Origin of the sequence: Gordonia phthalatica (assembly GCF_001305675.1) — a bacterium.
GTDB classification, from domain to species: Bacteria; Actinomycetota; Actinomycetes; order Mycobacteriales; family Mycobacteriaceae; genus Gordonia; species Gordonia phthalatica.
In genome coordinates this window covers 2,992,845-3,018,795 of record NZ_CP011853.1, presented here as the reverse complement: position 1 = coordinate 3,018,795, position 25,951 = coordinate 2,992,845, and the positions used below count along the sequence as shown (strand labels likewise).

Annotated in this window: 27 protein-coding genes; 18 read left to right on the top strand and 9 right to left on the bottom strand. The window is 69.5% G+C overall.

The annotated features are described in order from the left end of the window. Positions 1 to 57: 57 nt before the first annotated feature. Genes ACH46_RS14030 through cofC form a run of 3 tightly spaced genes read right to left on the bottom strand, consistent with a single transcriptional unit; the run spans position 58 to position 3,902 of the window. Positions 58 to 963, bottom strand: a complete 906-nt coding sequence (locus tag ACH46_RS14030; RefSeq protein ID WP_062393474.1) for an NUDIX hydrolase — start codon at positions 961 to 963, stop codon at positions 58 to 60. After that, positions 963 to 3,155, bottom strand: coding sequence for an RNA degradosome polyphosphate kinase (locus ACH46_RS14025; RefSeq protein WP_062393473.1), 2,193 nt, complete (start codon positions 3,153 to 3,155; stop codon positions 963 to 965). Before ACH46_RS14025 ends, ACH46_RS14030 begins: the two co-directional genes overlap by 1 nt. 36 nt (positions 3,156 to 3,191) lie before the next feature. Continuing rightward, the gene (gene cofC, locus ACH46_RS14020; RefSeq protein WP_082399917.1) at positions 3,192 to 3,902 is read right to left on the bottom strand and encodes a 2-phospho-L-lactate guanylyltransferase; all 711 of its coding nucleotides are present in this window, start codon (positions 3,900 to 3,902) and stop codon (positions 3,192 to 3,194) included. 122 nt (positions 3,903 to 4,024) lie between these two features. On the opposite strand from cofC, the gene ACH46_RS14015 reads away from it, so the two are divergent. Further along, on the top strand, positions 4,025 to 5,041 hold the full coding sequence (locus ACH46_RS14015; RefSeq protein ID WP_335334143.1) for an NAD(P)H-dependent glycerol-3-phosphate dehydrogenase: 1,017 nt from the start codon (positions 4,025 to 4,027) through the stop codon (positions 5,039 to 5,041). 226 nt (positions 5,042 to 5,267) lie between these two features. Here ACH46_RS14015 and ACH46_RS14010 read toward each other — a convergent pair whose 3' ends face one another. Further along, complete coding sequence (locus ACH46_RS14010; protein WP_062393471.1) at positions 5,268 to 5,885, bottom strand: DUF3515 domain-containing protein; 618 nt, start codon at positions 5,883 to 5,885, stop codon at positions 5,268 to 5,270. Positions 5,886 to 5,966: 81 nt separating this feature from the next. Here ACH46_RS14010 and thiL point away from each other — a divergent pair, with 81 nt between their 5' ends. The 3 genes from thiL to ACH46_RS13995 are packed head-to-tail and all read left to right on the top strand — an operon-like array spanning position 5,967 to position 8,157. Beyond that, positions 5,967 to 6,938: a thiamine-phosphate kinase gene (gene thiL, locus ACH46_RS14005; protein WP_062395434.1), complete on the top strand. Its 972-nt coding sequence runs from the start codon at positions 5,967 to 5,969 to the stop codon at positions 6,936 to 6,938. A gap of 17 nt (positions 6,939 to 6,955) precedes the next feature. Further along, positions 6,956 to 7,477 carry a gamma carbonic anhydrase family protein gene (locus tag ACH46_RS14000; protein ID WP_062393470.1) on the top strand — a complete coding sequence of 174 codons (522 nt, stop codon included), beginning with the start codon at positions 6,956 to 6,958 and terminating at the stop codon, positions 7,475 to 7,477. Between the two features lie 2 nt (positions 7,478 to 7,479). Then, entirely contained in the window at positions 7,480 to 8,157 is a 678-nt protein-coding gene (locus ACH46_RS13995) for a uracil-DNA glycosylase (protein WP_062393469.1), read from the top strand. 1 nt (position 8,158) lies between these two features. Here the strand turns inward: ACH46_RS13995 and ACH46_RS13990 are convergent, their stop codons facing one another. Further along, positions 8,159 to 8,947 carry an enoyl-CoA hydratase/isomerase family protein gene (locus ACH46_RS13990; protein WP_062393468.1) on the bottom strand — a complete coding sequence of 263 codons (789 nt, stop codon included), beginning with the start codon at positions 8,945 to 8,947 and terminating at the stop codon, positions 8,159 to 8,161. A gap of 133 nt (positions 8,948 to 9,080) precedes the next feature. Beyond that, entirely contained in the window at positions 9,081 to 9,272 is a 192-nt protein-coding gene (gene rpmB / locus ACH46_RS13985; protein ID WP_009677560.1) for a 50S ribosomal protein L28, read from the bottom strand. Between the two features lie 255 nt (positions 9,273 to 9,527). Between rpmB and ACH46_RS13980 the strand changes: the two genes are divergently transcribed. From ACH46_RS13980 to ACH46_RS13960, 5 genes are all read left to right on the top strand, one after another. Further along, complete coding sequence (locus ACH46_RS13980; RefSeq protein ID WP_062393467.1) at positions 9,528 to 11,180, top strand: DAK2 domain-containing protein; 1,653 nt, start codon at positions 9,528 to 9,530, stop codon at positions 11,178 to 11,180. Continuing rightward, positions 11,180 to 13,453, top strand: coding sequence for an ATP-dependent DNA helicase RecG (gene recG / locus ACH46_RS13975; RefSeq protein WP_062393466.1), 2,274 nt, complete (start codon positions 11,180 to 11,182; stop codon positions 13,451 to 13,453). Before ACH46_RS13980 ends, recG begins: the two co-directional genes overlap by 1 nt. 90 nt (positions 13,454 to 13,543) lie before the next feature. After that, positions 13,544 to 13,972, top strand: coding sequence for a CBS domain-containing protein (locus ACH46_RS13970; RefSeq protein ID WP_062393465.1), 429 nt, complete (start codon positions 13,544 to 13,546; stop codon positions 13,970 to 13,972). Between the two features lie 79 nt (positions 13,973 to 14,051). Beyond that, complete coding sequence (locus ACH46_RS13965) at positions 14,052 to 14,801, top strand: HNH endonuclease family protein (protein WP_062393464.1); 750 nt, start codon at positions 14,052 to 14,054, stop codon at positions 14,799 to 14,801. 14 nt (positions 14,802 to 14,815) lie between these two features. Further along, complete coding sequence (locus ACH46_RS13960; protein ID WP_193392908.1) at positions 14,816 to 15,217, top strand: NUDIX hydrolase; 402 nt, start codon at positions 14,816 to 14,818, stop codon at positions 15,215 to 15,217. Positions 15,218 to 15,241: 24 nt separating this feature from the next. Here ACH46_RS13960 and ACH46_RS13955 read toward each other — a convergent pair whose 3' ends face one another. Beyond that, positions 15,242 to 15,751: a GNAT family N-acetyltransferase gene (locus ACH46_RS13955; RefSeq protein ID WP_062393463.1), complete on the bottom strand. Its 510-nt coding sequence runs from the start codon at positions 15,749 to 15,751 to the stop codon at positions 15,242 to 15,244. Continuing rightward, a complete protein-coding gene (locus ACH46_RS13950; RefSeq protein ID WP_062393462.1) occupies positions 15,748 to 16,389 on the bottom strand; it encodes a DUF305 domain-containing protein in 642 nt (213 codons plus the stop codon). The genes ACH46_RS13955 and ACH46_RS13950 overlap by 4 nt, the downstream gene beginning before the upstream one ends. A 150-nt stretch (positions 16,390 to 16,539) precedes the next feature. Here ACH46_RS13950 and ACH46_RS13945 point away from each other — a divergent pair, with 150 nt between their 5' ends. The 9 genes from ACH46_RS13945 to octT are packed head-to-tail and all read left to right on the top strand — an operon-like array spanning position 16,540 to position 24,530. Then, positions 16,540 to 17,226, top strand: a complete 687-nt coding sequence (locus ACH46_RS13945) for a response regulator transcription factor (protein WP_062395431.1) — start codon at positions 16,540 to 16,542, stop codon at positions 17,224 to 17,226. A 50-nt stretch (positions 17,227 to 17,276) separates the two neighbouring features. Then, positions 17,277 to 18,329 carry a sensor histidine kinase gene (locus ACH46_RS13940; RefSeq protein ID WP_062393461.1) on the top strand — a complete coding sequence of 351 codons (1,053 nt, stop codon included), beginning with the start codon at positions 17,277 to 17,279 and terminating at the stop codon, positions 18,327 to 18,329. Between the two features lie 48 nt (positions 18,330 to 18,377). Continuing rightward, complete coding sequence (locus ACH46_RS13935) at positions 18,378 to 19,667, top strand: glutamate-5-semialdehyde dehydrogenase (protein WP_062393460.1); 1,290 nt, start codon at positions 18,378 to 18,380, stop codon at positions 19,665 to 19,667. Beyond that, complete coding sequence (locus tag ACH46_RS13930; protein WP_062393459.1) at positions 19,664 to 20,596, top strand: AAA family ATPase; 933 nt, start codon at positions 19,664 to 19,666, stop codon at positions 20,594 to 20,596. The genes ACH46_RS13935 and ACH46_RS13930 overlap by 4 nt, the downstream gene beginning before the upstream one ends. 13 nt (positions 20,597 to 20,609) lie before the next feature. Beyond that, the gene (locus ACH46_RS13925; protein WP_062393458.1) at positions 20,610 to 22,013 is read left to right on the top strand and encodes a vWA domain-containing protein; all 1,404 of its coding nucleotides are present in this window, start codon (positions 20,610 to 20,612) and stop codon (positions 22,011 to 22,013) included. 35 nt (positions 22,014 to 22,048) lie between these two features. Beyond that, positions 22,049 to 22,702 (top strand): nicotinate-nucleotide adenylyltransferase, encoded by a 654-nt coding sequence (gene nadD, locus ACH46_RS13920; RefSeq protein ID WP_062393457.1) that lies wholly within the window; start codon positions 22,049 to 22,051, stop codon positions 22,700 to 22,702. Then, positions 22,699 to 23,103 carry a ribosome silencing factor gene (gene rsfS / locus ACH46_RS13915; protein ID WP_062393456.1) on the top strand — a complete coding sequence of 135 codons (405 nt, stop codon included), beginning with the start codon at positions 22,699 to 22,701 and terminating at the stop codon, positions 23,101 to 23,103. Before nadD ends, rsfS begins: the two co-directional genes overlap by 4 nt. Next, on the top strand, positions 23,100 to 23,813 hold the full coding sequence (locus ACH46_RS13910) for a histidine phosphatase family protein (protein ID WP_062393455.1): 714 nt from the start codon (positions 23,100 to 23,102) through the stop codon (positions 23,811 to 23,813). Before rsfS ends, ACH46_RS13910 begins: the two co-directional genes overlap by 4 nt. Before the next feature lie 6 nt (positions 23,814 to 23,819). Continuing rightward, positions 23,820 to 24,530, top strand: coding sequence for a diglucosylglycerate octanoyltransferase (gene octT, locus ACH46_RS13905; RefSeq protein WP_062393454.1), 711 nt, complete (start codon positions 23,820 to 23,822; stop codon positions 24,528 to 24,530). A gap of 4 nt (positions 24,531 to 24,534) precedes the next feature. On the opposite strand, the gene ACH46_RS13900 is transcribed toward octT, so the two are convergent. Continuing rightward, positions 24,535 to 25,887 carry an NAD(P)/FAD-dependent oxidoreductase gene (locus ACH46_RS13900; protein WP_062393453.1) on the bottom strand — a complete coding sequence of 451 codons (1,353 nt, stop codon included), beginning with the start codon at positions 25,885 to 25,887 and terminating at the stop codon, positions 24,535 to 24,537. Positions 25,888 to 25,951: the final 64 nt, after the last annotated feature.

The following is a 25,951-nucleotide window of genomic DNA, read 5'->3' as shown; positions in this document are numbered from 1 at the left end:
GGCCCCTGCTCGCTGAGTGCGAGCAGGGGCCGAACCCGTCTCAACGCGGGAGAGCGGTCACCGGACGAGTGGACTCGGGATGTGATCGGCCGCCACCAGATCGCCGTCGCGGGTGGTGAGGATCCAGACGCTTCCCTTGAGATTGTCGGACGCGGGCAGGCCGACGCCGTCGACCGCCGCCCACCGCCGCAGCAGTCCGGGGATCACGCCGCCCTGACTGCAGACGACGTGGATGGAGCCGGTCTTGCGGCCGATCCGGCGCATCCGCTCGTACCCGGCCGCGGGGTCGGCGGCGAAGGCCTCCTCGGACAGCGTCGGCTCCAGCTTGATGTCGGTGCGGAGCGACTCGGCCAGCGGCGTGAGCGTCTGCACGCAGCGGGTCCGATCGGCGGCGTGCAACCGGTGCCCGCCGAAGAGGGGGATCAGTTCGCGCAACGCGGCCGCCTGCTGCTCACCGCAGTCGTCGAGCGGCCGCAGACGGTCGTCGCCGTCCCATTCCTCCGATGTCCCCGCCCACGCGTGCCGCACCAGGATCGTCGTGTGCAGGTCGCGGACCGGGCGGGCCGCGAAGGTGTGCAGCACCGAACGATCGGCGTCGTAGCTGACCTTGGTGATCGCGTCGGGCACCGACAGCCACTTGAGGTCGTCGCATTCGTGGCTCGTCTTGAAGCCGCCGCCGACGGCCTCCGTCGCCCAGTAGCCCACGCGCTTGGGAGTTCCCGAACCGAGTCGGTAGGCGACTGTCTGCAGATGATGACCGATGCGGACCTCGTACCCGGTCTCCTCGACGAGTTCGCGGGCCGCCGTCACCGGCAGGATCTCACCCGGCTCGGCTTTGCCCTTCGGCAGCGACCAGTCGTCGTACCGGGGCCGGTGCACCAGCGCCACTTTGACCCCGGCGGACTTGCTGGACTTCCAGAGGACTCCGCCTCCGGCCCAGACCGTGCGTGTCGGACGACCCATCAGGGCTTGGCCGGATCGGCGTGATGGCGCTGACGGATCATCATCTGCCGCTGGTGATCGCGGACCTGCTCGCCCGCGGCTGGCTGCGCCTGCCAACTGCCGTCGGCCTGGAGTTCCCAGCACCGGGTGCGGGGATCCAGAGCGGACACGAAGATGTCCTCCAGATCGGCGGCCAGCCGACGGTCACGGACCTGCACCATCACCTCGACGCGCCGGTCCAGATTGCGGTGCATCATGTCGGCGCTGCCGATCCAGTACTCGTTCTGCGACCCGAACTGCAGGATGCGCGAGTGCTCCAGGAACTGGCCGAGGATCGACCGGACCACGATGTTCTCGCTGAGTCCCTCCACACCGGGGCGGAGGGCGCAGATGCCGCGCACCACGACCTCCACCGGAACGCCGGCCTGCGAGGCGCGGTACAGCGCATCGATGACCTGCTCGTCGACGAGGGCGTTCGCCTTCAACCGCACCCAAGCGCGCTCGTCGCCCGCCCGACGCGCCAGGATCTCGGCGTTGATGCGGTCGATGATCCCGGTCCGGATGCCGTGCGGCGCCACCAACAGGTTGCGGTACTCCTGCTTGCGCGAGTACCCGGTCAACGTGTTGAACAGGTCCGTCAGGTCCGAGCCGATCTCGGGCGCCGCGGTGAACAGGCCCACGTCCTCGTAGAGGCGCGCGGTCTTGGGGTTGTAGTTGCCGGTGCCGATGTGGCAGTAGCGGCGCAGGGTGGAGCCTTCGCGGCGGATCACCAGGCACGTCTTGCAGTGCGTCTTGAGCCCGACGAGGCCGTACACCACGTGCACGCCCGCCTGCTCCAGCGTGCGCGCCCACTTGATGTTGGCCTGCTCGTCGAAGCGGGCCTTGAGCTCCACCAGGGCGACGACCTGCTTGCCCGCGGCGGCGGCGTCGATCAGCGCGCGGACGATCGGGGAGTCGCCCGACGTGCGGTACAGCGTCTGCTTGATGGCGAGGACCTGCGGGTCCGCGGCGGCCTGCTCGATGAACCGCTGAACGCTGGTGGAGAACGAGTCGTACGGGTGCTGCACCAGGACGTCGCCGTCGCGGAGCGTGGAGAAGATGCTCTTCGGCGTCTCGCGCTCACCGAACGCGGGGTGCGTGGCGGGAACGAAGGGGCGTTCCTTCAGCAGCGGCCGGTCGACGCCGTAGATCTGCCACAGGCACGTCAGGTCCAGCAGCCCGGGGATGGCGACCACGTCCGCCGGGTCCACGTCGAGCTCGCGCAGCAGCAGCTCCAGCATGTGCTCGGTCATGTCGTCGCCGACCTCGAGCCGCACGGGCGAGCCGAAACGACGGCGGGCCAGTTCGCGTTCCAAGGCCTGCAGGAGGTCCTCGTCGCGGTCCTCGTCGACCTCGAAGTCCGCGTTGCGCGTGACGCGGAAGACGTGATGCTCCACGATGTCCATGCCGGGGAAGAGCTCCGACAGGTTCGCGGCGATGAGGTTCTCCACGGGGAGGAACAGCGTCGGGCGCGGGGCCTCGTTGTCGTCGCTCGCGGCGGGCGACGGCACCAGCTGGTCGACGCGGACGAACCGGCTCACATTGTCGGGCACCTTCACGCGCGCGAAGTGCTCGCCGCCTTCCGTGCGGTCCCGGACCGTGACCGCGAGGTTCAGGCTCAGCCCCGAGATGTAGGGGAACGGGTGGGCCGGATCCACCGCGAGCGGTGTCAGGATCGGGAACAGCTCGTTGTGGAAGTGCTCCTGCATCTTGGTGCGCTGCACGGCGCTCAGGTCGTCCCAGCCGATGATCTTGATGTTCTCGGCGGTCAGCGCGGGCAGCACCGACTCGCGGAAGACTCGAGCATGCCTGCTCGACACCTTCTGGCTGCGGAGGGCGATCATCTGCAGCTGTTCGCGCGGCGACCGGCCGTCCGCCGACCGGACCGAGAGGCCGGTCTCGTCGCGGCGCTTGAGGCCCGCGACGCGGACCATGAAGAACTCGTCGAGGTTGGAGGCGAAGATCGCAAGGAACTTGGCGCGCTCCAGCAGCGGCAGCGAGACATCCTCGGCCAGCGCGAGCACGCGCGAATTGAAGTCGAGCCAGCTGAGCTCACGGTTGAAATAGCGGTCGACGGGCAGGTCGGCTGTCTCGTCGGGGTCCACTGTCTCTGCAGGCAGGGCAGACGGCAGGTCCGTCTGGGGTTCGGTCTCGATCTCGTCCGTGGCACTCACGCGTCAATTGTGGACCATGGCGGGGACCCTGTCCTGTCAGCGCCGGAGAAACACGCCGTCGGTGTCGGAACGGGCAATGTCCGCAACGGAGTCGAGCGCGTCACGCGTCCGCGGCCCCAGACCCAGTTCGACGGCGACCGACAAGTCGTCGGGGGTGTCGACGTCGGTCCGCAGGCGCGCCCAGCGTCGGTGCGCCGGATCCAGTTCGACGGCGCCCGCCTCCCGGTGGGCCGCGGCCGAATCCGGGCCGAAGCGAGGGGTGAAGGCTGCGCTCGCGCGGACCACCAGCAGCGCGGTGCCCGCGCCGCTCCGGTCGGCGACGAACGCGGCGTCGGCTCCCCGCGCGATGACCGCGGCGGCGGCGTCGATCGCTTCGGTCAATGCGGGGGCGTCGAGCGCCGCCAGGTCGGCCTGCAGCGCGGCGACCAGGTCGGCCGTCGGGCGAACGTCGTCGATGCCGTGCAGCAGTGCGGCGTTGAGCGGGGACAGGTCGCCGCGCGCCGGCTCGTCGAGGGTGCGAGCCCCGAACTCGGCGACCACCTCGGCGACGCGCGGATCAGGGGTCACGACCGTCACCGCAGCGAAGCCGGCCTCCTCGACCGCGCCCAGCGTGTCGGCGAGCATCGCGGCCACCAGGCCGCGCCGCCGATCGTCGGGCACGACCGCCGCGAGCCGCGATTTGGCGGCGTCGAGTCGCTTCACGGCGAGGACGACGGCGACCGAGGACGAGACGGGCATGAACACCATCGTGCAGCACCGGCCACCGCGGGTGGTGGGGCGGTGGTCACGTCGAGCCCCAATCGCGACGAACAGCATCGGTGTGGCGATAGGGTGGACCGCAGTTTCTTCCACCGGGCTAGGAGTGCGAGTTGCGAGCAGTAGTGATGGGTGCGGGGTCGTGGGGCACGGCCGTGGCGAAGGTGTTGGCGGACGCCGGCAACGACGTGAAGATCTGGGCGCGCCGCAGTGAGCTCGTCGACCAGATCAACACTCACCACGAGAACCGCGACTACCTGGCCGGATATCCGCTGCCGGAGAGCATTCGCGGCGTCGCGTCCGTCGAGGAGGCACTGGCCGACGTCGAACTCGTGGTGTGTGCGGTGCCGTCGCAGTCGCTGCGCGGGAACCTGGAGCAGTGGCGCGACCACCTGCCCGCCGACGCGATCCTGCTGTCGCTGGCGAAGGGCGTCGAGATCAGCTCGGGGAAGCGGATGAGCGAGGTGATCGCTGAGATCACCGAGTTCCCGGCCCGCCAGATCGCAGTCCTGTCCGGCCCCAACCTGGCCAAGGAGATCGCGCAGGGACAGCCCGCCGCGACCGTCATCGCGTGCGTCGACGAGGACCAGGCCAAGCGCGTCCAGGCCGCGTTCGCCACCGGCTACTTCCGGCCGTACACCAACGTCGACGTGGTCGGCTGCGAGATCGGCGGCGCAGGCAAGAACGTCATCGCCCTCGCCTGCGGCATGGCGTCGGGCATGGGCTTCGGTGAGAACACCATCGCCACCATCATCACCCGCGGCCTGGCAGAGACCATCCGCCTCGGCGCCTCGCTCGGCGCCGACATCACCACCCTCGCTGGACTCGCAGGCATCGGCGACCTGGTCGCCACCTGCTCGTCGCCGCTCTCGCGCAACCGCACCTTCGGCGCGCGCCTGGGTGAGGGGGCGACCCTGGCCGAAGCGCAGGCCGCGACCAACGGCCAGGTGGCCGAGGGCGTCAAGTCGTGCGCGTCGATCCTCGCGCTCGCCAAGGAGAACGGCGTCGAGATGCCGCTCACCGAAGCCGTGAACCAGGTCTGCCACGAGGGCATGTCGGTGCAGGACATGGTCAGCTCGCTCCTCGGCCGCACCACCAAGCCCGAGGTGTACGGCGGCGCGGCCTCGTAGCTCGGCTCAGTCCGTGTTGCCGAGATGATTGATTCCCGGTGGGTAGGAGGCTGACGTCGGCAGTTCGCCGTACGAGGCGGCCTTCCCGCACCACTTCGCGACTCGTCGCACCAGTTCTGTCTCCCGCACTAGGTCGCGACCGAGTGCGGGAGACACAAGTGGTGCCGCTGGTCGACAAGTGGTGCGGCAACTCCGTTTCGGGTGCCGGAAGATCCGGCGCAGGACGCTAGTCCCCGAAGTCGAGGGGAGCGGCCGTCAGGTTGTCGGCGATCAGCGCTGACAGATCGGTGATGGGTGCGTTGCCCGCCCGCAAGGGGACCCACACTGCGATGTACGGCCGGTGGTCGACGCTCACATACGCCTGACCGGCGTCGTCCCGACTGTCGGTCAGGAACCACTGGATCGGGTTGATCACCTGCAGGGCGCTGGTCGGCTCCAGCTTCTCCGGGCGCTGCACACCGCACTTGAGGACCAGCGGATCCGATCCCTCCTTGCGCCAGCGGACCGTGGTGTCGTCGATCGTCTTGTCGTTGAAGTCGCCCAGCTGTGCGGGGAGCTTCGCGATGAACTCAGCGCACCGATCCGCGCCGGGACCGCCGGTCGCATACGAGTCGATCGGGGTCTGCGGGGTGTCGCTGCCGGAGTACTTCAACGCGGCGAAGGCGATGAAACCCGCGATCACCAGGACCGGGACGGTGATCATCGTGGCGATGAGCGCAGGGCTCCACCGGGTGTCCTCGGGGTCCGCCACCGCGGTGTCCGTCACGGGCGTCTCGGCGGACGGCTCCGGTGCGGTCGTCGCGTCCTTCTCGTCGTCGGAAGGCTTTTCCGGCACATCGCTCATGCTGCCAGTCTTATCGATCACCCGGGTCTGCGGGAAATCGCAGGTGCGGGCGTGTCGCGTCGGGGCGGTAGCATCGCAGCCGTGAAGACGGTGGGCGAGGTCGGCGAGCGCGCGTTGATCGCGATGTTCACCGCGGCCGCGAAGACGGGTCCCGGCGACGTGGTGATCGGCTCCGGCGACGACGCCGCGGTGTTCGCGCCGACCGGACCGGTGGTCGTCAGCACCGACACCGCCGTCGCCGGACGGCACTTTCGATTCGACTGGTCCAGCCCCCGCCAGATCGGTGCGCGCGCCGTGGTGCAGAGCGCCGCCGACATCGCCGCGATGGGCGGCGTTCCGACCGGTGTGGTCGTCTCCATCGGATGTCCGCCGACCACCCCCGTCGACCGCGTCCTGGAGGTGAACGCGGGCATCGTCGCGCAGTCGCACGCCTACCGCGCCCGGGTCCTCGGCGGCGATCTGGTGTCGTCGGCCGAGGTGGTGCTGACGGTGACCTCGCTCGGGGTGCTCGACGGGACCGACGCGGTCGCTCTGTCCGGCGCGCGAGCGGGCGACGTCCTCGCGGTCTCCGGGCCCCTCGGCGGCCCTGCCGGTGGACTGGCCGCGTTGGCGGCCGTCGAGCACGGTGCGCAGCCCGACCTGTTGGACGCGTATCCGTCCCTGGTCGAGGACTATCGGCTGCCGCAACCGGACCTGGCGCAGGGGCGCGTCGCCGCACTCGCCGGCGCGCACGCGATGACCGACGTCTCCGACGGCCTCGTCGAGGAGCTGATCACCCTGTCCGCGGCCTCGCAGGTGCGGCTCGACGTCGACTCCGCGCGGGTCCCGCAGGCCCGCGGTCTCGCCGGACTCGGCCGTGCGCTCGGCGTGGATCCCTTGCGGTGGGCGCTCGGCGGAGGGGAGGAGCACGAACTCCTCGCGACCTTCGCGCCGGGCTCGGTTCCCGCCGGGTGGACGGTGATCGGACGGGTGTCCGCGGGCGAGGCCGGCGCGTGGATCGACGACGCGCCGGTCGGGGAGATCCGCGGGTGGCAGTCGTTCACCGACACCTGACCTGATTAGATCGCTGCATGGCTGTCTACGCACTCGGCGATCGTGAGCCGACCCTCGGCAAAGACGTTTTCATTCACCCCGACGCGACGGTGATCGGCGCCGTGACGCTCGGCGACGGCGTCTCCATCTGGCCCGGCTGCGTGCTGCGCGGCGACTACGGCACCATCACGATCGGCGACCGCAGCAACATTCAGGACGGCACCGTCATCCATTGCACGTTCGTCGACGCCACCGTTCTCGGCTCGGGCTGCGTGGTCGGCCACAACGCGCACATCGAGGGCTCGACCATCGGCGACGACGTCCTCGTCGCCTCCGGTTCCATCGTGCTGAACAAATCGGTGATCGGCTCGGGTTCGGTGATCGGTGCGGGCGCCGTGGTGCCCTACGGTTTCGAGGTGCCGGAGCGTTCGATGGCGCTCGGTGTGCCCGCCAAGATCCGCGAAGGCTACCAGGTGCCCGAGGGCCACCTGGACCAGAACGTGGAGCTGTACTACCAGAACGCGCAGTACTACCGGCAGAGCCTGCGGAGGCTCGACTGAGCATGACCGCGAAACCGCTCTCCGAACTGATCGATCCCGGCTGGGCCACCGCCCTGCGTCCGGTGGAGCCAGTGGTCGCGGAGATGGGCGAGTTCCTGCGCGCCGAGAACGCCGCGGGTCGCCACTACCTCCCGGCCGGGAAGAACGTGCTGCGCGCGTTCACGCAGCCCTTCGCCGACGTCCGCGTCCTGATCGTCGGTCAGGACCCGTATCCGACGCCCGGCCACGCGGTGGGCCTGAGCTTCTCGGTGGCGCCCGACGTCCAGCCGATTCCGCGGTCCCTGCAGAACATCTACAAGGAGTACTGCGAGGACCTCGGCTACCCGAAGCCGTCGACCGGCGATCTGACGCCGTGGGCCGAGCAGGGCGTGCTGCTCCTGAACCGCGTGCTGACCGTCATGCCCGGTCAGCCCGCGTCTCACCGCAACAAGGGGTGGGAAGCGGTCACCGAGTGTGCCATCAAGGCACTCGCCGCCCGCGACGAGCCGCTGGTCGCGATCCTGTGGGGCAACGACGCCCGCAGAACGGCCGAGTGGCTGCCCGACGTCCCGACCATCGAGTCGGTGCACCCGTCGCCGCTGTCGGCGTCGCGCGGGTTCTTCGGTTCCCGACCCTTCTCGCGCGCCAACACCGAACTCCTCGACATCGGCGGCGAGCCGGTGGACTGGCGCCTGCCCTGACCTACCGCACGCCGCGGTAGTCGGCCTTCCGCTTCGCCAGGAACGCGTCGACTCCCTCGACGCCCTCGGCGGTGACGCTGAGTCCCGCGATGGTCGCGGCCTCGGCCGCCAGGTGGTCGGTGAGCGAGCGGGTGGCGCTCTCGTGGACCAGGGTGCGGATGGCGCGGTGCGAGCCGCGGGGGCCCGCGGCGAGCTGCGCCGCCAGGTCGTAGGCGGACTGCTCGACGGCGTCGTCGTCGACGATCTCGGACAGGATGCCCATGCTCAGCGCCTGGTCGGCGTCGAGGATCTGATCGGTCATGATGATGTAGCGGGCGCGCGCCGCGCCGACGACGCGGGGGAGCTGCCACGACATCCCGCCGTCGGGTGAGAGCCCGATACCCGGGTACGCCGGGCGCATCTTGGTGGCCGGTCCGCCGATCGCGACGTCGGCGTGCAGCACCAGGCTCATGCCCGCGCCGGCCGCCCAGCCCTTGACGGCGGCGACCACGGGCAACTGCGTCTCGTAGAGGAAGCCGATGGCCGAGTGGAGATCGTCAGCCAGGCCGCGCAGGTAGTCGGAACGGTCGTCGGCCGAACCGAACTTCGCGACGTTGCCGCCTGCGCAGAAGTTCTTCCCGTCGCCGCGCAGCAGGACGGCGTCGGCGTCGATGGCACCGCGCACCACCGCGCGCAACGTGTCACGCGCCTCGAGGACCAGCCCGTGGTCGAGCGAGGTGCCCGCCGCCGCGGTCGAGAGGGTGAGGGTGAGGACGCCGTTGTCGTCGACATGAATCAGATCGGAAGCCATGCCGGGTACCTTACGGAACGCTCGGTCCGTGCGGAACGAGTAGGGATCACTCACCGGTCGGAATCCGATTCCACAGAACGACGAAATCGCCGCCCGGCACTGCCGGACGGCGAATCGCGAGAATCTAAGAGATTCAGGCCTTGACGGTCTTGCCCGCCTTGAGGCACGAGGTGCACACGTTCTGGCGCTTCTTGTTGCCGGGGGCAACCTCAACGCGCACGGACTGGATGTTCGGGTTCCAGCGCCGGTTGGTGCGCCGGTGCGAGTGCGAGACCGACTTGCCGAAGCCAGGGCCCTTACCGCAAACGTCACATACGGCAGCCATTTCGAACTCCCTTGATAGAAAATCGTGGTCAGTGGTCAGCCGGTCGTGAGCGCTGCAAGGCGCGCCGCGTCGATCGGCAACTTGACAAGAGTAACCGTGAAACCCATCGTGACCAAATCGGGTCGCCCGCGGTCGCCGCGGGGCACTGTCCGACGGTGCCTGTCGGAGGCAGACGGTAATCTCAGACACACGGTTGGCGTAGACGGTCGGCTCGCCCGGCGGGGACAGGAAAGTGGGTGGAGAGTGCCTCTGGCCATGGGTGACGGCAGCACATCGATCAATCCGCAGCTCATTCGCGATTGGGCGCAGTCGTGCGCCGACGGACTCGAAGCCATGCGGTCGGAGATCAATGCGCTCAACGTCTTCCCGATCCCCGACTCCGACACGGGCAGCAACATGGCCCACACCATGGCCGGTGCGGTGGCCGCCCTCGACGAGTTGGCCGACCACTCAGACCTCCAGGTGGTGACCCGCGCCCTCGCCGACGCGGCCGTCTCCAACGCCCGCGGCAACTCGGGCGTCATCCTGTCGCAGGTCCTCATCGGCCTGGCCGACGCCGCCGACCTCGCCGTCGCCGAGAACGACCCCGACTTCAACCGGCTCGTCAAGAACGGCCTCCGTCTCGCCGCGCTCGCCGCCCGCCGCGCGGTGAGTCAACCGCGCGAGGGCACCGTCCTCACCGTCCTCACCGTGGCCGCCGACAGCGCATCCGCGAACGTGAAGGGGTCGCCCGCCGACCTTGCGCGCGCCGTCGCCGACGACTGCGCCGAAGCCCTGGAGCTGACCCCGGAGCAGATGCCGGAGCTCGCCAGCGCGGGGGTCGTCGACGCGGGTGCCCGCGGGTTCCTGGTGATGGCCGATGCGATGGTCCTGGTGGTGACCGGCGTCGCGAACAAGCGCCGCGCCTACCGCGGCATCCTGACCGCGGGCGGCGGCCTCACCGGCCACGACAACGGCGAGTGCGCAGGTGCCGGCGACACCGACTTCGAGGTCATGTACCTCCTGGAGACGACCGACGGATCGCGGATCAGCGCGCTGCGCGACCGGCTCGGTGAGCTCGGCGACTCGATCGTCATCGTCGGAGACAGCTCCACCGACTCCGAGCGCTTCTCCGTCCACGTCCACACCGACGAGCCAGGTGCGGCCGTCGAGGCCGGCGTCGCCCTCGGCTGCCTGTCGGACATCCGGATCAGCTGCTTCGCGCTCGATGCCATCCGGTCCGCGCCCGGAGCCAACGACCCGCCGCCGCGGTACAAGCGGGCGGTGGTCGCCCTCGTCATCGGCGACGGCGCGGAGGAGCTCTTCACCGAAGCCGGCGCGTCCGTCGTCCGCGCCGACCACGGCGTGCACCCGGCGACGCTGTCGGAGGCCATCCGTGCCGCCGACAGCGCCCACGTGATCGTGATGGGCAACGGCATGATGTCGTCGCAGGATCTGGTCCAGGTGGGCGCCGAGGCGCGCTCGCCGCAGCGGTCGGTGGTCTTCCTGCCGACCCTGTCGATGGTGCAGTGCCTGTCTGCGCTGGCCGTCCACGAACCCGACGAGGAGTCCGACGTCGACGCCTTCGCCATGGCCGAGGCTGCGGCGGGTACCCGGTGGGGCTCGCTGATGCGGTCCAACAGCAAGATGATGACCCTCGCGGGGACCTGCGACATCGGCGACACCCTCGGGCTGATCGGCTCCGACGTCCTGGTGATCGCACCCGAGCAGAAACAGGCCGCCACCGCACTGCTGGACCTGATGCTCGCGACCGGCGGTGAGATGGTCACAGTTCTCGCCGGCCGCGACCTCGACGACGAGGCGCGCGAAGCCATCTCCAACCACGTGCGCACCCACTACGCGGGCATCGAGCTGGCACTGTACGAGGCGGGACAGTCCAGCGACCTGCTGCAGGTCGGCGTCGAATGATGCTGACGACCGCCTCCCCGCTCAGCGAGTCGTCGATCGATCCGGCACTGCTCACGAAGCTGCACGGACTGGAACTGACCACGGTCGGTGAACTCCTCCGCTACGTGCCGCGTCGCTACATCCGGCGCGGGCACCTCACCGAATCGGAACGACCCGAGCCGGGGGAGTGGATCACCGTCATCGGGCGCATCCAGAAGGCGCAGATGATCCAGATGAAGCGCCGCTACGGCCAGTTCCTGAAGGTCGTCGTCAATGACGGCCGCGCCAACTACGAGGCCAGCTTCTTCAACGCCCGCTGGATTCAGAAGGTCCTCAAGCCCGGGACGCGCGTCGCGATGGCGGGCACCGTCAAACTGTTCCAGAACCAGGTGCAGCTGTCGCATCCCGACTGGATGGTGATGCCCGAGGACGACGGCATCGACGTCGTCGGCAACGCCGCGATGATCGGCGAGATGTACGCCGAGGGCGCCGACGACGGAGACGGCAAAAGTAGACACGGGTCCACCGCGTCGGCCGACGACGTCGCCAACTTCTCCCGCGACATCATCCCGATGTACCCGGCCACCAAAGACGTGCAGACGTGGGAGATCTGGCGAGCCGTCCGCCAGGTGCTCGCCGACACCGCACCCGCCGAAGACGCGCTCACCGCGGCGCAGCGCGACGAGCGGGGCCTCATGACCGGCGACGAGGCCATCCACCGCGTCCACCTGCCGGAGAAGCTCGACGACATCGAGGCCGCTCGTGCCCGACTCAAGTTCGACGAGGCGCTCGCAGTCCAGACCGAACTCGCCCGACGCCGGTTCAGCGCCGTCGTCGAAGCCGCGCATCCGTGCCGCCACGTCCCCGGCGGCCTCGAGGACGAACTCCTCGCCCGACTGCCCTTCCAACTGACCGACGGGCAGAAGGACGTCCTCCTCGAGATCGGCGAGGACCTCGCCGACGAGCACCCGATGAGCCGCCTGCTGCAGGGCGAGGTCGGTTCCGGTAAGACACTCGTGTCCCTCCTCGCGATGCTCCGCGTCGTCGACAACGGACACCAGTGCGCCATCCTGGCGCCCACCGAGGTCCTCGCCGCCCAGCACTATCGGACGGTCATGACGATGCTCGGCGACCTCGCCCGGGCGGGCGAGCTCGGAGCCGCAGACAAGGCGACGCGCATCGGACTGCTGATGGGTTCACTCGGCACCGCCGCCAAACGACAAGTACTCCTGGATGCGGTCACCGGTGAGGCGGGCATCGTCATCGGCACCCACGCCCTCCTGGAGGAGCACGTCGAGTTCTTCGACCTCGGCATGGTGGTGGTCGACGAGCAGCACCGCTTCGGCGTCGAGCAGCGCGACGTCCTCCGCGGCAAGGGACGCGACGACACCCGGCCGCACTTCCTGGTCATGACGGCCACCCCGATCCCGCGGACCGTCGCGATGATCACCTTCGGCGACCTCGACACCTCGGTGATGACCGAACTTCCGCGCGGACGGCAGCCCATCAAGACCAGCGTCGTCCCGATGCGGAACCAGAAGTGGGTCGACCGCGCCTGGACCCGCGCCAACGAGGAGATCGACGCCGGCCGCCAGGTGTATGTGGTGTGCACCAAGATCGGCGACGAGCAGACCAATGCGAAGAAGTCGAAGAAGTCCGCCAAGGAGCAGGACGCGGAGGACGAGACCCTCTCGGTGCTCGACCTCGCCGAACAGCTCGAAGGCGGACCGCTCGCCGGTCGACGCATCGGCATCCTGCACGGCCGACTGCACGCCGACGAGAAGAACGACGTGATGGACGCCTTCACCCACGGCGAGATCGACGTCCTCGTCGCGACCACCGTCATCGAGGTCGGCGTCGACGTCCCCAACGCCACCATGATGGTGATCGTCAACGCCGAACGCTTCGGCGTCAGCCAGCTCCACCAGCTCCGGGGTCGCGTCGGTCGCGGGCAGCACGCCGGACTCTGCCTGCTGATGACGATGGCAGGCGACATGGGGCAGTCCATGGAACGGCTCCGGGCCGTCGAAGCCAGCACCGACGGCTTCGAACTCGCCCGCGTCGACCTCGCGCAACGCCGCGAGGGAGACATCCTCGGATCGCTGCAGTCCGGCGGCAAGAGCTCGCTCAGCTTCCTGTCGCTGCTCGACGACGTCGAGGTGATCGCCGACGCCCGCGAACTGGCCGAGGAGATCGTCCTCGACGACCCCGACCTCCTGGCGCACACCGCGCTCGCCGACCTGGTGCACTCCATTCTGCTGCCGTCACGCGTGGACTACCTCGACAAGTCCTGACCCCGTCTCCTGTCAAGGCCTGGTCTTTTCGCCCGAGATGGCGGACCCTTGAGGAGTCGAAGTCAGCTCACAGACGGGTGGAGGACGGCCATGCGGATATCGCAGATTCTGGGCAAGAAGGGCAGCGGAGTCATCACCGTGCGGGGGAGCGCATCGGTGCGCAGCCTGCTCGCGACCCTCGATGAATGGAACATCGGGGCCGTGGTGGTGATCGGTGACGGCGGCGGACTGGAGGGGATCGCGTCCGAACGCGACGTGGTCCGGCGGCTGTACTCGACCGGTGCGTCGATTCTCGACGGCCCGATCTCGGCGATCATGACCCCGGTGATGCACACGTGCTCGCCGGAGGATCAGATCGAGGGCCTGCGCGCCACGATGACCGAGCACCGCATTCGGCATCTGCCGGTCCTGGACAACGGCGAACTGGTCGGGATCATCAGCATCGGCGACGTCGTGAAGAGCGCGATAGACGAACTCGAAGCCGAACGCGAGCACCTGGTCCAGTACATCCAGCACTGACCGCGCATCCAGCACCGACCTCGCGCGGCCGCTTCCGCGTGTCGCGGAACCGAACACCGTCCGCGTGCGTCCAATCGGTATGCGGCGTGCATTCGGCTTTCGACGGCGGTGGTTCCGGTCGCACCGGACGCCGGGACGCATCCGGCTGACCGGGAAGCAGTGGACGTGGCTCGTCGTGTTCGCCGTCGTCTCGGTGATCGTGGCGACCGGTGTCGGGACGCCTCACGAACCTCCGCGGGTCGACGCGCGCGTCGTCGCTGCGGCGCGCGCACGACTGGCGGGATTGCGGGTGCTCGACCGGCGACCGCCGCACGACGTCGACTACGACCGCAACGCCTTCGGGCCGGCCTGGACCGATGCGGCCGATGTCCGCGGCGGTCGTAACGGCTGCGACACCCGCAACGACATCCTCGCCCGCGACCTCGCCGTCACCGCCCGGACCGCCACCGAGTCGTGCCCCGATGCCGTCGCAGCCGGTTCCCTCACCAGCCCGTACACGGGTCGGCCCATCAGCTTTCGACGCGGCCGCGCGTCGGCGGCCGTCCAGATCGACCACGTCGTCCCGCTCGCGTTGGCGTGGGACCTGGGTGCTTCCGCGTGGCCGCAGCCCCGACGCTGGGCGTTCGCGAACGACCCGTCGAACCTCGTCGCCGTCGACGCGGACAGCAACCAGACCAAATCCGACTACGAACCAGCCCGGTGGATGCCGCCGCTCCGCGCCTTCCACTGCCAGTACGCGGTCGCGTTCATCAGTGTGCTGGCGGCCTACGGACTGCCGGTCGACGCGCCGTCGAGGGATACCCTCGATGAGGCTTTGCGCCGTTGTTGAACGAGAGGGGAACCGTGACCGACCGAGTGGTGACAGTGAGCGCGGTGGTCCTGCGCGACGTCGACGGCCGCGTCCTCACCGCGCGGAAGAACGGCTCGGAGCTGTTCATGTTCCCCGGCGGCAAGCTCGATCCGGGGGAGACGTTCGCCGAGGCCGCCGTCCGCGAGGCTCACGAGGAGCTGGGCGTCGAGATCGACCTCGCGGCACTGACTCCCCTCGGCCGCTTCGACGCTGCCGCCGCCAATGAGGAGGGCTTCACGGTCGTCGCCGAGGTCTTCGAGCATCCGCTCGTCGGCGATCCGGTCGCCTCCGCGGAGATCGCGGAACTCGCGTGGGTGGATCCGGCCGACGACTCCCGCACCGACATTGCGCCGTTGCTGCGCGATGCGGTGTTCCCGGTGCTGTCTCGGCGCTGATCGCCGCCACGCGGCCTGCGCCGCTCAGACGATCTCGCGGCGCATGCACGCGCGCGGCCACGCGTCGAGGCCCGCATCGGCTTCCCGGCGTCGAATCGCCGCCAACCCGGCTGTTTCGACGGTCAGATACCTGAAGCCGAGTCGCTCGTAGTACGGCCCGTTCCAGGGGACGTCGCGGTAGGTCCTCAGGGTCAGTGCGGGCAGACCGAGTGTGCGCGCCCACGCCTCGCCGCGAGCGATGAGGTCGTGGCCGATGCGCCGGCCGCGGAAGTCGGGGTGCACCGAGACCTGCTCGATGTGTCCGCATCCGTCGACGAGGTCCGCGATCAGGTAGCCGCACGGCTGATCCGACTCCACCGCGACCCACGCACGACCGCCCTCGACGTAGGTGAGCAAGGTGCCCAGCGAAGCCGGCTCGTCGCCGGCGACGAGATCCATGCCGAGGTCGGCGAAGGCACGACCGGCCGCGACCTCGATGTCCTGCAGGGCGGGCAGGTCATCGGCGGTCGCGGCACGGACGACGACGGAGGTCACAGCCCCTTCAGCATCGCCTTCATCTCGTCGATCTCCTTCTGCTGAGAGTCGACGATGGAGCGGGCCATCTCGACGGCGTCCGCGTTCTTGCCGGTCTCGATCTGCTCCTCAGCCATGTCGACGGCGCCCTCGTGGTGCTCGATCATCTGTGTCAGGAACAGCTTGGCTGCCTCGGTGCCGTTGGCGGCGCGGAGCTTGTCGAGGTCGGCGTCGGACAGCATGCCGTCCATCTCGTGATCCATCGGCGCGTCGACGGGAGCGTTCCAGCCCTTCAACCAGCCCTTGAGCGTGGTGATCTCCGGTCCCTGAGCGTCCTTGATCTGCTTGGCCATCGCCGTGACGTTCTCCGGGATGTCCTTCTTGCCGAGGATGATGTCGCTCATCACGATCGCCTGCTCGTGGTGCGGGAGCATCATCTGCGCGAACATGACGTCGGCGTCGTTGTGCTCGCCGGTGTTCGCCTCGGTGGCTCCCGTGTCGTTCGAGCCCTTGTCATGGGAGCCCATGTCGTGGGTCATGGTCGCGTGCGACATCGAACTGGTCGTGGCGTCCGAAGCCTGCTCGTTCGGGCTGCAGGCGGCGACGCCGGCGACGACGGCGGCAGCGGCGATCGTCGAGGCGACGAGACGGGTTTTCACGATGGATTCCTTCCGTGGGTGACGAGAGTCAGTCTGCCGCACCGACCCACCGCAAACAGTCAGGCTTGTATGAAGGTTTGCTCAAGATCCGCGCCGAACGGTCGCCGCGGAGAGGTTCCGGACATGATGGAGACCATGTCTGCACGGGCCATGGTGGTGGAGGACGAGCACGCGCTCGCATCGTTGGTGACGTCGTACCTGGAGCGCGACGGCTTCGAGGTCACGGCGACCGGCGACGGCGCCGATGCGGTCGCGCTGGCGCGGACGGTGGATCCCGATGTCGTCGTCCTAGACCTGGGGCTGCCGAGCCTCGACGGCGTCGAGGTGTGCCGACAACTGCGGACCTTCTCCGACGCCTACGTGTTGATGCTGACCGCGCGCGCCGACGAGGTCGACACGCTCATCGGGCTGTCGGTCGGCGCCGACGACTACATGACCAAACCGTTCAGCCCGCGCGAACTGTCGGCCCGGATCCAGGCGCGGATGCGTCGCCCGCGCACCGGCTTCACCGGCGACCGCGGAACCGCCGAACCCGCCCGCGTCTTCGGGCCGCTCAGCATCGACGTCCTCGGCCGCGAGGTCACCGTCGACGGGGAGTCCATCCACCTCACGCGCACCGAATTCGACGTCCTCGCGACCCTGTCGTCGGCGCCGGGCACGGTCTTTTCCCGCGCCCAGCTCATCGAGGCCGTGTGGGGACCGACGTGGGTCGGCGACGACCACATGGTGGACGTCCACATCGGCCACGTCCGCCGCAAACTCGGCGACGACGCCGCCCGCGGACAGTACGTCCGGACCGTCCGCGGCGTCGGCTACCGGATGGGGACAGGGGAGTGAGGGACTCGCGCCGCAGCCGGTTCTCGGTCGGGGCCGGACTCGTGGCCGCAATGGCGGCGGTCTTCATCGCCACCGCGGGCGGCGCGCTGCTCATCGGCTGGTTCATCGCGCCCGGCATCTTCCACGACCACCTGCATCAGGCCGGAATCAGCGAGGACTCCATGGAGGCGATGCACGTGGAGTGGGCGTTCGCCGACACCGTGCGGTGGTCGTGGGGAGTCGCCGCGGGAGTCGCGGCCCTCCTCACCCTCGCCCTCGGCTGGTACCTCGCGCGGCGGGTCCAACGGACGATGAGCGCCGTCGTGCAGTCCACCGAGCGCATCGCCGACGGCCGCTACGACAGCCGCGTCGACGGCGGCGGCATCGGGCGCGAGTTCGATCAGCTCGCGGTCGCGGTGAACCGGCTGGCGGAGACGCTGGGCGACACCGAGGCCACCCGACGCCGCATGCTGTCGGACCTCGCGCACGAGATGCGGACCCCGCTCGCCACCATCGACTCCTATCTGGAGGCCATCGAGGACGGCGTCCGACAGCCCGACGCCGACACGATGGCCATCCTGCACGACGGCGCCGACCGTCTCCGCCGCCTCGCCGAGGATGTGTCCGCGGTGTCGCGGGCGCAGGAGGGCGCGATGTCGGTGGTCCCCGAGTCCATCACCGACCGCGCCCTCATCGACGCCGCCGTCGACGCAGTCGCGGAGGCGTACGCGGCCAAGGGCGTGAACCTGCGCGTCGACGTGGCGTCGCCGACTCCGCTGACCGTCGACCCGGCCCGCATCGGGCAGGTCCTCGGCAACCTGCTGACCAACGCGCTGCGGCACACCCCGGCCGGCGGAACCGTCCGGGTCGATGCGAGGTCGGACGGCGAGAGCCTCCTCATCACCGTCGCTGACGACGGCGACGGCATCGCCCCCGAGCACCTCGCGCACGTCTTCGACCGCTTCTACCGCGCCGACACCGCCCGCGACCGCGACCACGGCGGCAGCGGCATCGGTCTCACGATCGCCCGGGCCCTCGCGCAGGCGCACGGCGGCGATCTGACCGCGGCCAGCGACGGCGCCGGAACCGGCTCCGCCTTCGCCGTCCGACTGCCGCGCACGTGAGCAGGCCGCGAACACCGGCCGACGGCACCGCACGGCTACGCTGGACCCATGAGTGCACCCACCGCTGATCCGGTCGACACGACCGCCGAGGTGACCGCCGACGTCACCCACGTGGTCACCGAACTGGCCACCGCCGCGAAGCGGGCGTCCCGCACGCTCGGGACCCTGACCACCGCGCAGAAGAACGCCGTCCTCCTCGCCGCCGCCGACGCGATCGACGCGGCCGCCGACACCGTCCTCGCCGCCAACGCCGAGGACGTGCAGCGCGCCGAGGCCGCGGGCACCGAGGCGTCGCTCGTCGACCGCCTCCGCCTCACCGCGGACCGCGTCGCGGGCATCACCGGCGGCCTCCGCCAGGTGGCCGCCCTGCCCGACCCGATCGGCGCCGTCCTGTCCGGCAAGACCCTCCCGAACGGACTCGAGCTCCGCCAGGTCCGCGTCCCGCTCGGCGTCGTCGGCTTCGTCTACGAGGCTCGACCCAATGTCACGGTCGACGGCTTCGGCATCTCCTTCAAGTCCGGCAACGCGGTGCTGCTGCGCGGCTCGTCGTCGGCCGTCAGCTCCAACGCGGCGCTGGTCACCGTGCTCCGCGGCGTGCTGGAGGAGCACCGCATCGACCCGAACGTCGTCTCGCTCCTTCCGAGCGACACCCGCGAGAGCGTCACCGCGCTCATCCAGGCGCGCGGTCTGGTCGACGTCGTCATCCCGCGGGGTGGCGCGGGCTTGATCAGCGCCGTCGTCACCAACGCGACGGTCCCGACCATCGAGACCGGTTCGGGCAACTGCCACATCTTCGTGCACCGGGACGCCGACGTCGACGTCGCCACCCGCATCATCCTCAACGCCAAGACGCGTCGCCCGAGCGTGTGCAACACGGTGGAGACCGTCCTGATCGACAGCGGGATCGCCGACGAGGCGCTCGCCCCGATCACCTCGGCGCTGCAGGCGCAGGGCGTCGTCATCCACGGCGAGGAGCCCGGCATGGAGCCGGCCACCGAGGACGACTGGCACCGCGAATACCTGTCGCTGGACATCGCGCTGAAGGTGGTCGACGACATCGACGCCGCCATCGACCACATCGCCGCCTACAGCACCGGCCACACCGAGGCCATCATCACCAAGAGCCTCGCCGCCGCCAACGAGTTCACGAGCCGAGTGGACGCCGCCGCCGTGATGGTCAACGCCTCGACCGCGTTCACCGACGGCGAGCAGTTCGGCTTCGGCGCGGAGATCGGGATCTCCACCCAGAAGCTGCACGCCCGCGGCCCGATGGGACTGCCCGAGCTGACCTCCACCAAGTGGCTGGTGTGGGGCGACGGACAGATCCGTCCCGCATGAGCGTCAACAGGGACGAGCGCAGCGACGGGGGATTCAACCTTCGCGATTCCATCCAGCCGTTGTTCAGCGACGTCGACGATGTCCGGGCGCGGCTGAAGGAGACCGGCTACCTGGCCGACGACGCCACCGCGACCACCGCGTTCCTCGCCGACCGGCTGGGCAAGCCGTTGCTCGTCGAGGGTCCCGCCGGCGTCGGCAAGACGGAGTTGGCGCGTGCGCTCGCGCAGGCGACGGGCTCGGAGCTGGTCCGCCTGCAGTGCTACGAGGGCATCGACGAGGCGCGTGCGCTCTACGAGTGGAACCACGCCAAGCAGATCCTCGCGATCCAGGCCGCGGGGCAGCGCGACTGGGAGGCCACCAAGGGCGACATCTTCTCCGAGGAGTTCCTGCTCGCCCGGCCGCTGCTGACCGCGATCAGCCGCACCGAGCCGACCGTCCTGCTGATCGACGAGATCGACAAGGCCGACGTCGACATCGAAGGCCTGCTGCTGGAGGTCCTCAGCGACTTCGCGATCACCATCCCGGAGATGGGGACCGTCGAGGCGACGCGTCGGCCGATCGTGCTGCTCACGTCGAACGCGAATCGCGAACTGTCGGAGGCGCTCAAGCGGCGCTGCCTGTACCTGTACATCGACTTCCCGGATGCCGGGCTGGAGCGCGAGATCCTCGCCTCCCGCGTCCCCGAGCTGCCGACCCGGCTGGCGGAGGAGGTCGTCCGCATCGTCGGCGTGCTCCGCACCCTCGACATTCGAAAGAAGCCGTCGGTCGCGGAGACCATCGACTGGGGCAATACCCTCCTCGCGATGTCGACCGGCGCCGACGCCGCGGCGGGACGGATCGACGACTCGCTCGTCGCGAAGACCCTCGGCGTGGTCCTCAAACACCGCCCGGATGTGACGACCGCGCTGCGCGAGCTGAAGCTCGGCTAGCCGGAGAGCCGTCGTGACCGAACCGCTCGTCGACACCCTCACCGGCTTCGTGGACGACCTCCGCAGCCGCGGCATCACGGTGGGGCCGTCGAACCTCATCGACGCCGGGCAGGCGATGAGCGTCATCGATCTGCTGGACCGCACGTCGCTGCGCGAAGGGCTGGCCGCGACCCTCCTCGACGACCACACCCACCGCGACACCTTCGACCTCTGCTTTGAGCTGTGGTTCCCGCTGGGCTCGGCGGCCCGCCGCGGAGCGATCCAGGTGCCGCGGGACGCCGACGGCAAGGTGGACGTGCAGGCCCTGCGCGAGTTGACCGCCGACATCCTCGCAGACCAGGAGGCGCGCAGCGACGGCCGCTTCGATCAGCTCGTCGCGATGATCGTCGGCGAGGTGGGGCAGTACGAGTCGGCACGCGGAGAGTCGTACTCCGTCTACCAGGCGATGACCGCGATCTCGCCGCAGACGCTGATCGCGCGGATCGCCGCCGCGATGGCCGGCGACCAGGACACCGAGTCGGGGGAGCGCCCCGGCACGGACCCGATGAACCGGCGTGCCGCACGCCAGGCCACCGTCCAACTGCGGGAGGCGGTCACCACCGAGACGCAGCGGCGGATGGCCGACATCCGCGGCCGCGAGGCCGTCGGCGAATACGCCGTCCCGAAACTGCCGGAGATGATCGACTTCTTCTCCGCCAACCCGCAGGACATGGCGAAGATGCGGCGGACCATCGAACCGATCGCCCGGCTGCTCGCCGCCAAACTCGAGTTCCGTCGACGTCGCAATCAGCACGGTCCGGTGGACGTGCGGGCCACGCTGCGGGCGTCGATGTCGACCGGCGGCGTGCCGATCGACCTGCGTCGTCGCAAGCCGCGCCCCGGCAAACCCGAACTCGTCGTCATCTGCGATGTCTCGGGCTCGGTGGCCGGCTTCAGCCAGTTCACGCTGCAGCTGGTGTACGCGCTGCGCCAACAGTTCTCACACGTGAGGGTCTTCGCCTTCGTCGACAGCGTCGACGAGGTCACCGACTTCTTCGACCGCGGCAACAGCGACGAGCAGTTCGGCGAGCGGATGACCCGGATGCTGTCCGAGTCGGCGATCAGCACCCGCGACGGCCACTCCGACTACGGGCACATGCTCAAGGGTTTCGAAGACCTGTACGGCGACTCCCTGACCCACCGCAGCGCGCTGCTGATCCTCGGCGACGCCCGCAACAACTTCCGACCCACCCACGCCGACGCGCTCGCCAAGATGCGCGACCGCGTCCGCAACGCGTACTGGCTGAATCCCGAGCGGAAGTCGTCGTGGGACTCGGGTGACTCCGATGCGAGCAAGTACGGCGCAGTGATCGACATGCACGAGTGCCGCAACGCCGACCAGCTCTCCAAGGTCATCGCCGACCTGCTGCCGGTGTGATGGACGAACCCGGCAACCGCGTAAACTCAACCGGCATGTCACAGGGCGCACGCACCCCCCGCCGTATCGGCGTGATGGGCGGGACCTTCGATCCGATCCACAACGGGCACCTCGTGGCGGGCAGCGAAGTAGCGCACCGTCTCGGGCTCGACGTCGTCGTCTTCGTCCCCACCGGGCGTCCCTGGCAGAAGGAGGGCGAGCGCGCAGCCGACCCCACCCGGACCGTCAGCCCGGCCGAACACCGGTACCTGATGACGGTCATCGCGACCGCGTCGAACCCGCAGTTCACGGTGAGCCGCGTCGACGTGGACCGCGAGGGCGTCACCTACACCGTCGACACCCTGCGCGACCTCAAGAAGCAGTTCCCCGACGACGAACTGTTCTTCATCACCGGTGCGGACGCGCTCGACACCATCCTCTCCTGGCATGATTGGGAAGACCTCTTCGAGCTCGCGAACTTCATCGGAGTCTCGCGACCCGGATACGAACTCAATGCCACCCATCTGATGGAGCACCTGGCGGCCAAACCCGCCGACGTGCTTCAGATGCTGGAGATCCCCGCGCTGGCGATCTCCTCCACCGACTGCCGTGAGCGTGCCGCTGCCGGCCGTCCCGTCTGGTACCTGGTGCCCGACGGGGTGGTCCAGTACATCGCCAAGCACGGTCTGTACCGAAAGGACCCCGCGTGACCGCGTCCCCCGAAGCTCTCGAAATGGTGACGATCGCCGCCCTGGCCGCCGAAGACAAGGTGGCCACCGACATCATCGCGATCGACGTCTCCGACACCCTCGTCATCACCGACGCCTTCCTGATCGCGTCGGCCGACAACGAGCGTCAGGTCAACTCGATCCTCGAGGAGATCGAGGACAAGCTCCGCGAAGCCGGTCACAAGCCGCTGCGTCGCGAGGGCACCCGCGAGGGCCGGTGGGCGCTGCTCGACTACGGCGAGCTCATCGTCCACGTCCAGCACGACGACGAGCGCGACTTCTACGGCCTCGAACGGCTGTGGAACGACTGCCCGCGCATCGAGATCGAGGGCCTGGGGAAGCCCGACGACGCGGCGGGGGCCGACGAGACCGTCGCCGAATGAGGAGCGAGCCCGACGCGGGCGACACCAGCGTCGAACGACTGACCCCGATCGTCCGTCGGCTGATCCTGCTGCGCCACGGGGAGACCGAGTACAACGCCGGACGGCGCATGCAGGGGCAGCTCGACACCGACCTGTCCGCGGTCGGCGTCGCCCAGGCCGAGGTCGCGGGCCGCGCCATCGCGACGCGCGAGCCGCTGCTGATCCGGTCGTCGGACCTGCGTCGCGCACACGACACCGCCCTCGCGATCGCCGCCGTCACCGGGCAGGACGTCCGCACCGACGTCCGGCTGCGCGAGACCAACCTCGGCGACTGGCAGGGCATGACCCACACCGAGGTCGACGAGGCGTCGCCCGGCGCCCGCAGGCACTGGCGCGACGACGCGCACTGGGCGCCGCCGAACGGCGAGTCCCGCGTCGAGGTGGCCGCCCGCTCGATCCCGGTGGTCGCCGAACTCATCGATCAACTCGACGACTGGGGGCAGGGCGAGAACGCCGAGGCGCCGGTCGTGCTGGTGGCGCACGGCGGCGTGATCGCCGCGATGACCGCCGCGCTGCTGAACCTGCGGGTGGAGCACTGGCCGATCTTCGGCGGCCTCGCCAACACCAGCTGGGTGCAGCTGTCCGGACACGCGTTGCCCGGTGAGGATCCGATCTGGCGGCTGGACGTGTGGAACGCGTCCGCCGAATCCGCAGAGAGCACGGTGCAGTAGACCGCCATGTCGATCCTGATTCTCGGAGACTCCCTCTCGTTCTACGGCGAGACCGGCGGTCTGGCCGCCGACGACGCGCGGATCTGGCCCAACCTCGTCGGTGCCGAACTGGGCCGCGACGTCGAACTCTTCGCCCGAATCGGCTGGACCAGCCGCGACATCTGGTGGGCCATCACCCAGGATCCGCGGATCTGGGCGGCCGTCCCGCACGCCGAGGTCCTGGTCCTCGCGTTCGGCGGCATGGACTCGCTGCCGTCGCCGCTGCCGACCGCCTTCCGCGAACAGATCCGCTACGTGCGGCCCGCCAAGCTGCGCGAAGCGGTCCGCGGCGCGTACGGCTGGCTGCAGCCGCGCCTGTCGCCGCTCGGCTGGCCGAAGGCGCTGCCCGCTGCGGAGACGGCCCGCTACTTCGAGAAGATCCGCGCCGCGCTCGCACACCTGCGGCCCGACCTGCCGATCGTCGTCTGCCTGCCCTCCACGCACGACAGCCCGTACTACGGCAACGTGCACCCGGGCCGCATCTCGACGACCGTCGCCATCGCGGAGTGGGCCGCCGAGCAGGGCCTCCCGACCATCGACTGGTACCCGGTCACCGAGGACGCCTTCGCCGACCCCGACGTCGCCATGAACCCCGACGGCATCCACTGGGGCCTGGAGGCGCACCGCCGGATCGCGGACATCAGCGTGCCGGTGCTGCGGGAGGCGCTTGACGGCTGAGGAGTCACCGCGATCCGGCGAACTCGCCGATCAGCTTCCGGGCCGTGACGATGCCGGACTCGATGGCGCCGTCGACCACGACACCGTTCCAGCCCTTCGCGAAGTCGGCACCCGCGAACCGCAGTCGGGTGTCGGCGGTGTGGAACCGGCTCCAGCCGCCGAAGAACTGCCCCGAGCGCAGCGTGGCCCACGTCTGACCCGACCACGGGTCGGCCACCCAGTCGTGGCCGCCGCACTCGAGGACCGTCAGACCCGCCTGCCACACGTCGACCGCGGCCTGCGCCGAGGCGACGTCGTCCAGGACGATCCGCGAATGATCCGAGCCGAAGCCGACCAGGATCGTCGCATCCTCCTCGTCGAGGAACTTCTCGCTGCGCAGCAAGGAGATCGCGTGCTGCCCCGGAGCGCCGGCGATGACCGACTGGTGACCGGCGACCTTGATCCAGATCTTGAACCCGACCGAGTTGGTGCCGTCGGCGATCACCTCCTGCTGGTCCCCGGCCAGCGGCGGCTCGAACTCGATGTTGCTCAGCGACCCGATCGGTGCGGTCACGATCACCGCGTCGGCCCGTTGGACCGAGCCGTCGTGCAGGGTCACCTCGACGCCGTCCGCGGTGTGCTCGATGCGGGCGACCGGAGTGCTGAGCGCGATCGGGCCGCGGACGTCCGCGGCGATCGACTCGTACAGTCCGCGCATTCCCTTGGTCAGCTTGAATCGCAGAGTCTGCTCGTCCATCAGCGAACTCCGGTGATCGCTCAGCGACGCCCAATGCTTGGCCATCAGGGGCGACGCCGTCGCGGTGGACCCCTGATAGCCGGCCGACCAGTACGAGTCGGCGAGGTCGATCTGCTCCTGGGTGAACTCGCCGGTGCGCAGGCAGTCGAGGACGCTGCCCTCGTCTGCGCGACGGAACCGGTCGATGAGTTCGGGATCCGTGTTCGGATCATCGAGGATGGCCAGCGGATCGTGCGGGTACGGGAAGAAGTCCCGGGAACCGTCGAAGATCCGTTCCTGGAGTTCGCTGAGCGCCTCGTCGAGGTCGTGCTCCGTGCCCTGGTGGACGACGCCCTCGCTCCACCAGTAGGCCTGGTCGATGTCGGGACTCGGGTAGATCTCCTGGCCGTACCGGGTGATCTCCGTCCACACGAAGGGCTGCATCCAGTGGACCCACGTGGCGCCCATCTCGAGGTCGTGCCCGCCGAGGCGGCGGTCGGTCCAGGCGCGGCCGCCGATCCGGTCGCGTGCCTCGTAGACGCGGACGTCGACGCCCGCAGACTCGAGTTCGCGGGCGGCGACGAGTCCGGAGAAGCCTGCGCCGACGACGATGACGCTGGGGTGGGAGGTGTTGTCGGACATGGTGTTCCTTAGTGCAGTGGTGCGAGTGCAGTGGTGCTAGTGCAGAGGTGCTGTGGCGTGGGTG

Bases quoted from the DNA above. Each gene is read 5' to 3' on its own strand.
- ACH46_RS13900 (WP_062393453.1), bottom strand. From the start codon at position 25,887: ATGTCCGACAACACCTCCCACCCCAGCGTCATCGTCGTCGGCGCAGGC.
- ACH46_RS13970 (WP_062393465.1), top strand. From the start codon at position 13,544: ATGCGGATATCGCAGATTCTGGGCAAGAAGGGCAGCGGAGTCATCACC.
- ACH46_RS13945 (WP_062395431.1), top strand. From the start codon at position 16,540: ATGGTGGTGGAGGACGAGCACGCGCTCGCATCGTTGGTGACGTCGTAC.
- ACH46_RS14030 (WP_062393474.1), bottom strand. From the start codon at position 963: ATGGGTCGTCCGACACGCACGGTCTGGGCCGGAGGCGGAGTCCTCTGG.
- ACH46_RS13965 (WP_062393464.1), top strand. From the start codon at position 14,052: ATGCGGCGTGCATTCGGCTTTCGACGGCGGTGGTTCCGGTCGCACCGG.
- ACH46_RS13910 (WP_062393455.1), top strand. From the start codon at position 23,100: ATGAGGAGCGAGCCCGACGCGGGCGACACCAGCGTCGAACGACTGACC.
- ACH46_RS14010 (WP_062393471.1), bottom strand. From the start codon at position 5,885: ATGAGCGATGTGCCGGAAAAGCCTTCCGACGACGAGAAGGACGCGACG.
- ACH46_RS13995 (WP_062393469.1), top strand. From the start codon at position 7,480: ATGACCGCGAAACCGCTCTCCGAACTGATCGATCCCGGCTGGGCCACC.
- nadD (WP_062393457.1), top strand. From the start codon at position 22,049: ATGTCACAGGGCGCACGCACCCCCCGCCGTATCGGCGTGATGGGCGGG.
- ACH46_RS13940 (WP_062393461.1), top strand. From the start codon at position 17,277: ATGGCGGCGGTCTTCATCGCCACCGCGGGCGGCGCGCTGCTCATCGGC.
- ACH46_RS14000 (WP_062393470.1), top strand. From the start codon at position 6,956: ATGGCTGTCTACGCACTCGGCGATCGTGAGCCGACCCTCGGCAAAGAC.
- rpmB (WP_009677560.1), bottom strand. From the start codon at position 9,272: ATGGCTGCCGTATGTGACGTTTGCGGTAAGGGCCCTGGCTTCGGCAAG.
- ACH46_RS13935 (WP_062393460.1), top strand. From the start codon at position 18,378: ATGAGTGCACCCACCGCTGATCCGGTCGACACGACCGCCGAGGTGACC.
- ACH46_RS13930 (WP_062393459.1), top strand. From the start codon at position 19,664: ATGAGCGTCAACAGGGACGAGCGCAGCGACGGGGGATTCAACCTTCGC.
- cofC (WP_082399917.1), bottom strand. From the start codon at position 3,902: ATGGTGTTCATGCCCGTCTCGTCCTCGGTCGCCGTCGTCCTCGCCGTG.
- octT (WP_062393454.1), top strand. From the start codon at position 23,820: ATGTCGATCCTGATTCTCGGAGACTCCCTCTCGTTCTACGGCGAGACC.
- recG (WP_062393466.1), top strand. From the start codon at position 11,180: ATGCTGACGACCGCCTCCCCGCTCAGCGAGTCGTCGATCGATCCGGCA.
- ACH46_RS13990 (WP_062393468.1), bottom strand. From the start codon at position 8,947: ATGGCTTCCGATCTGATTCATGTCGACGACAACGGCGTCCTCACCCTC.
- ACH46_RS13980 (WP_062393467.1), top strand. From the start codon at position 9,528: ATGGGTGACGGCAGCACATCGATCAATCCGCAGCTCATTCGCGATTGG.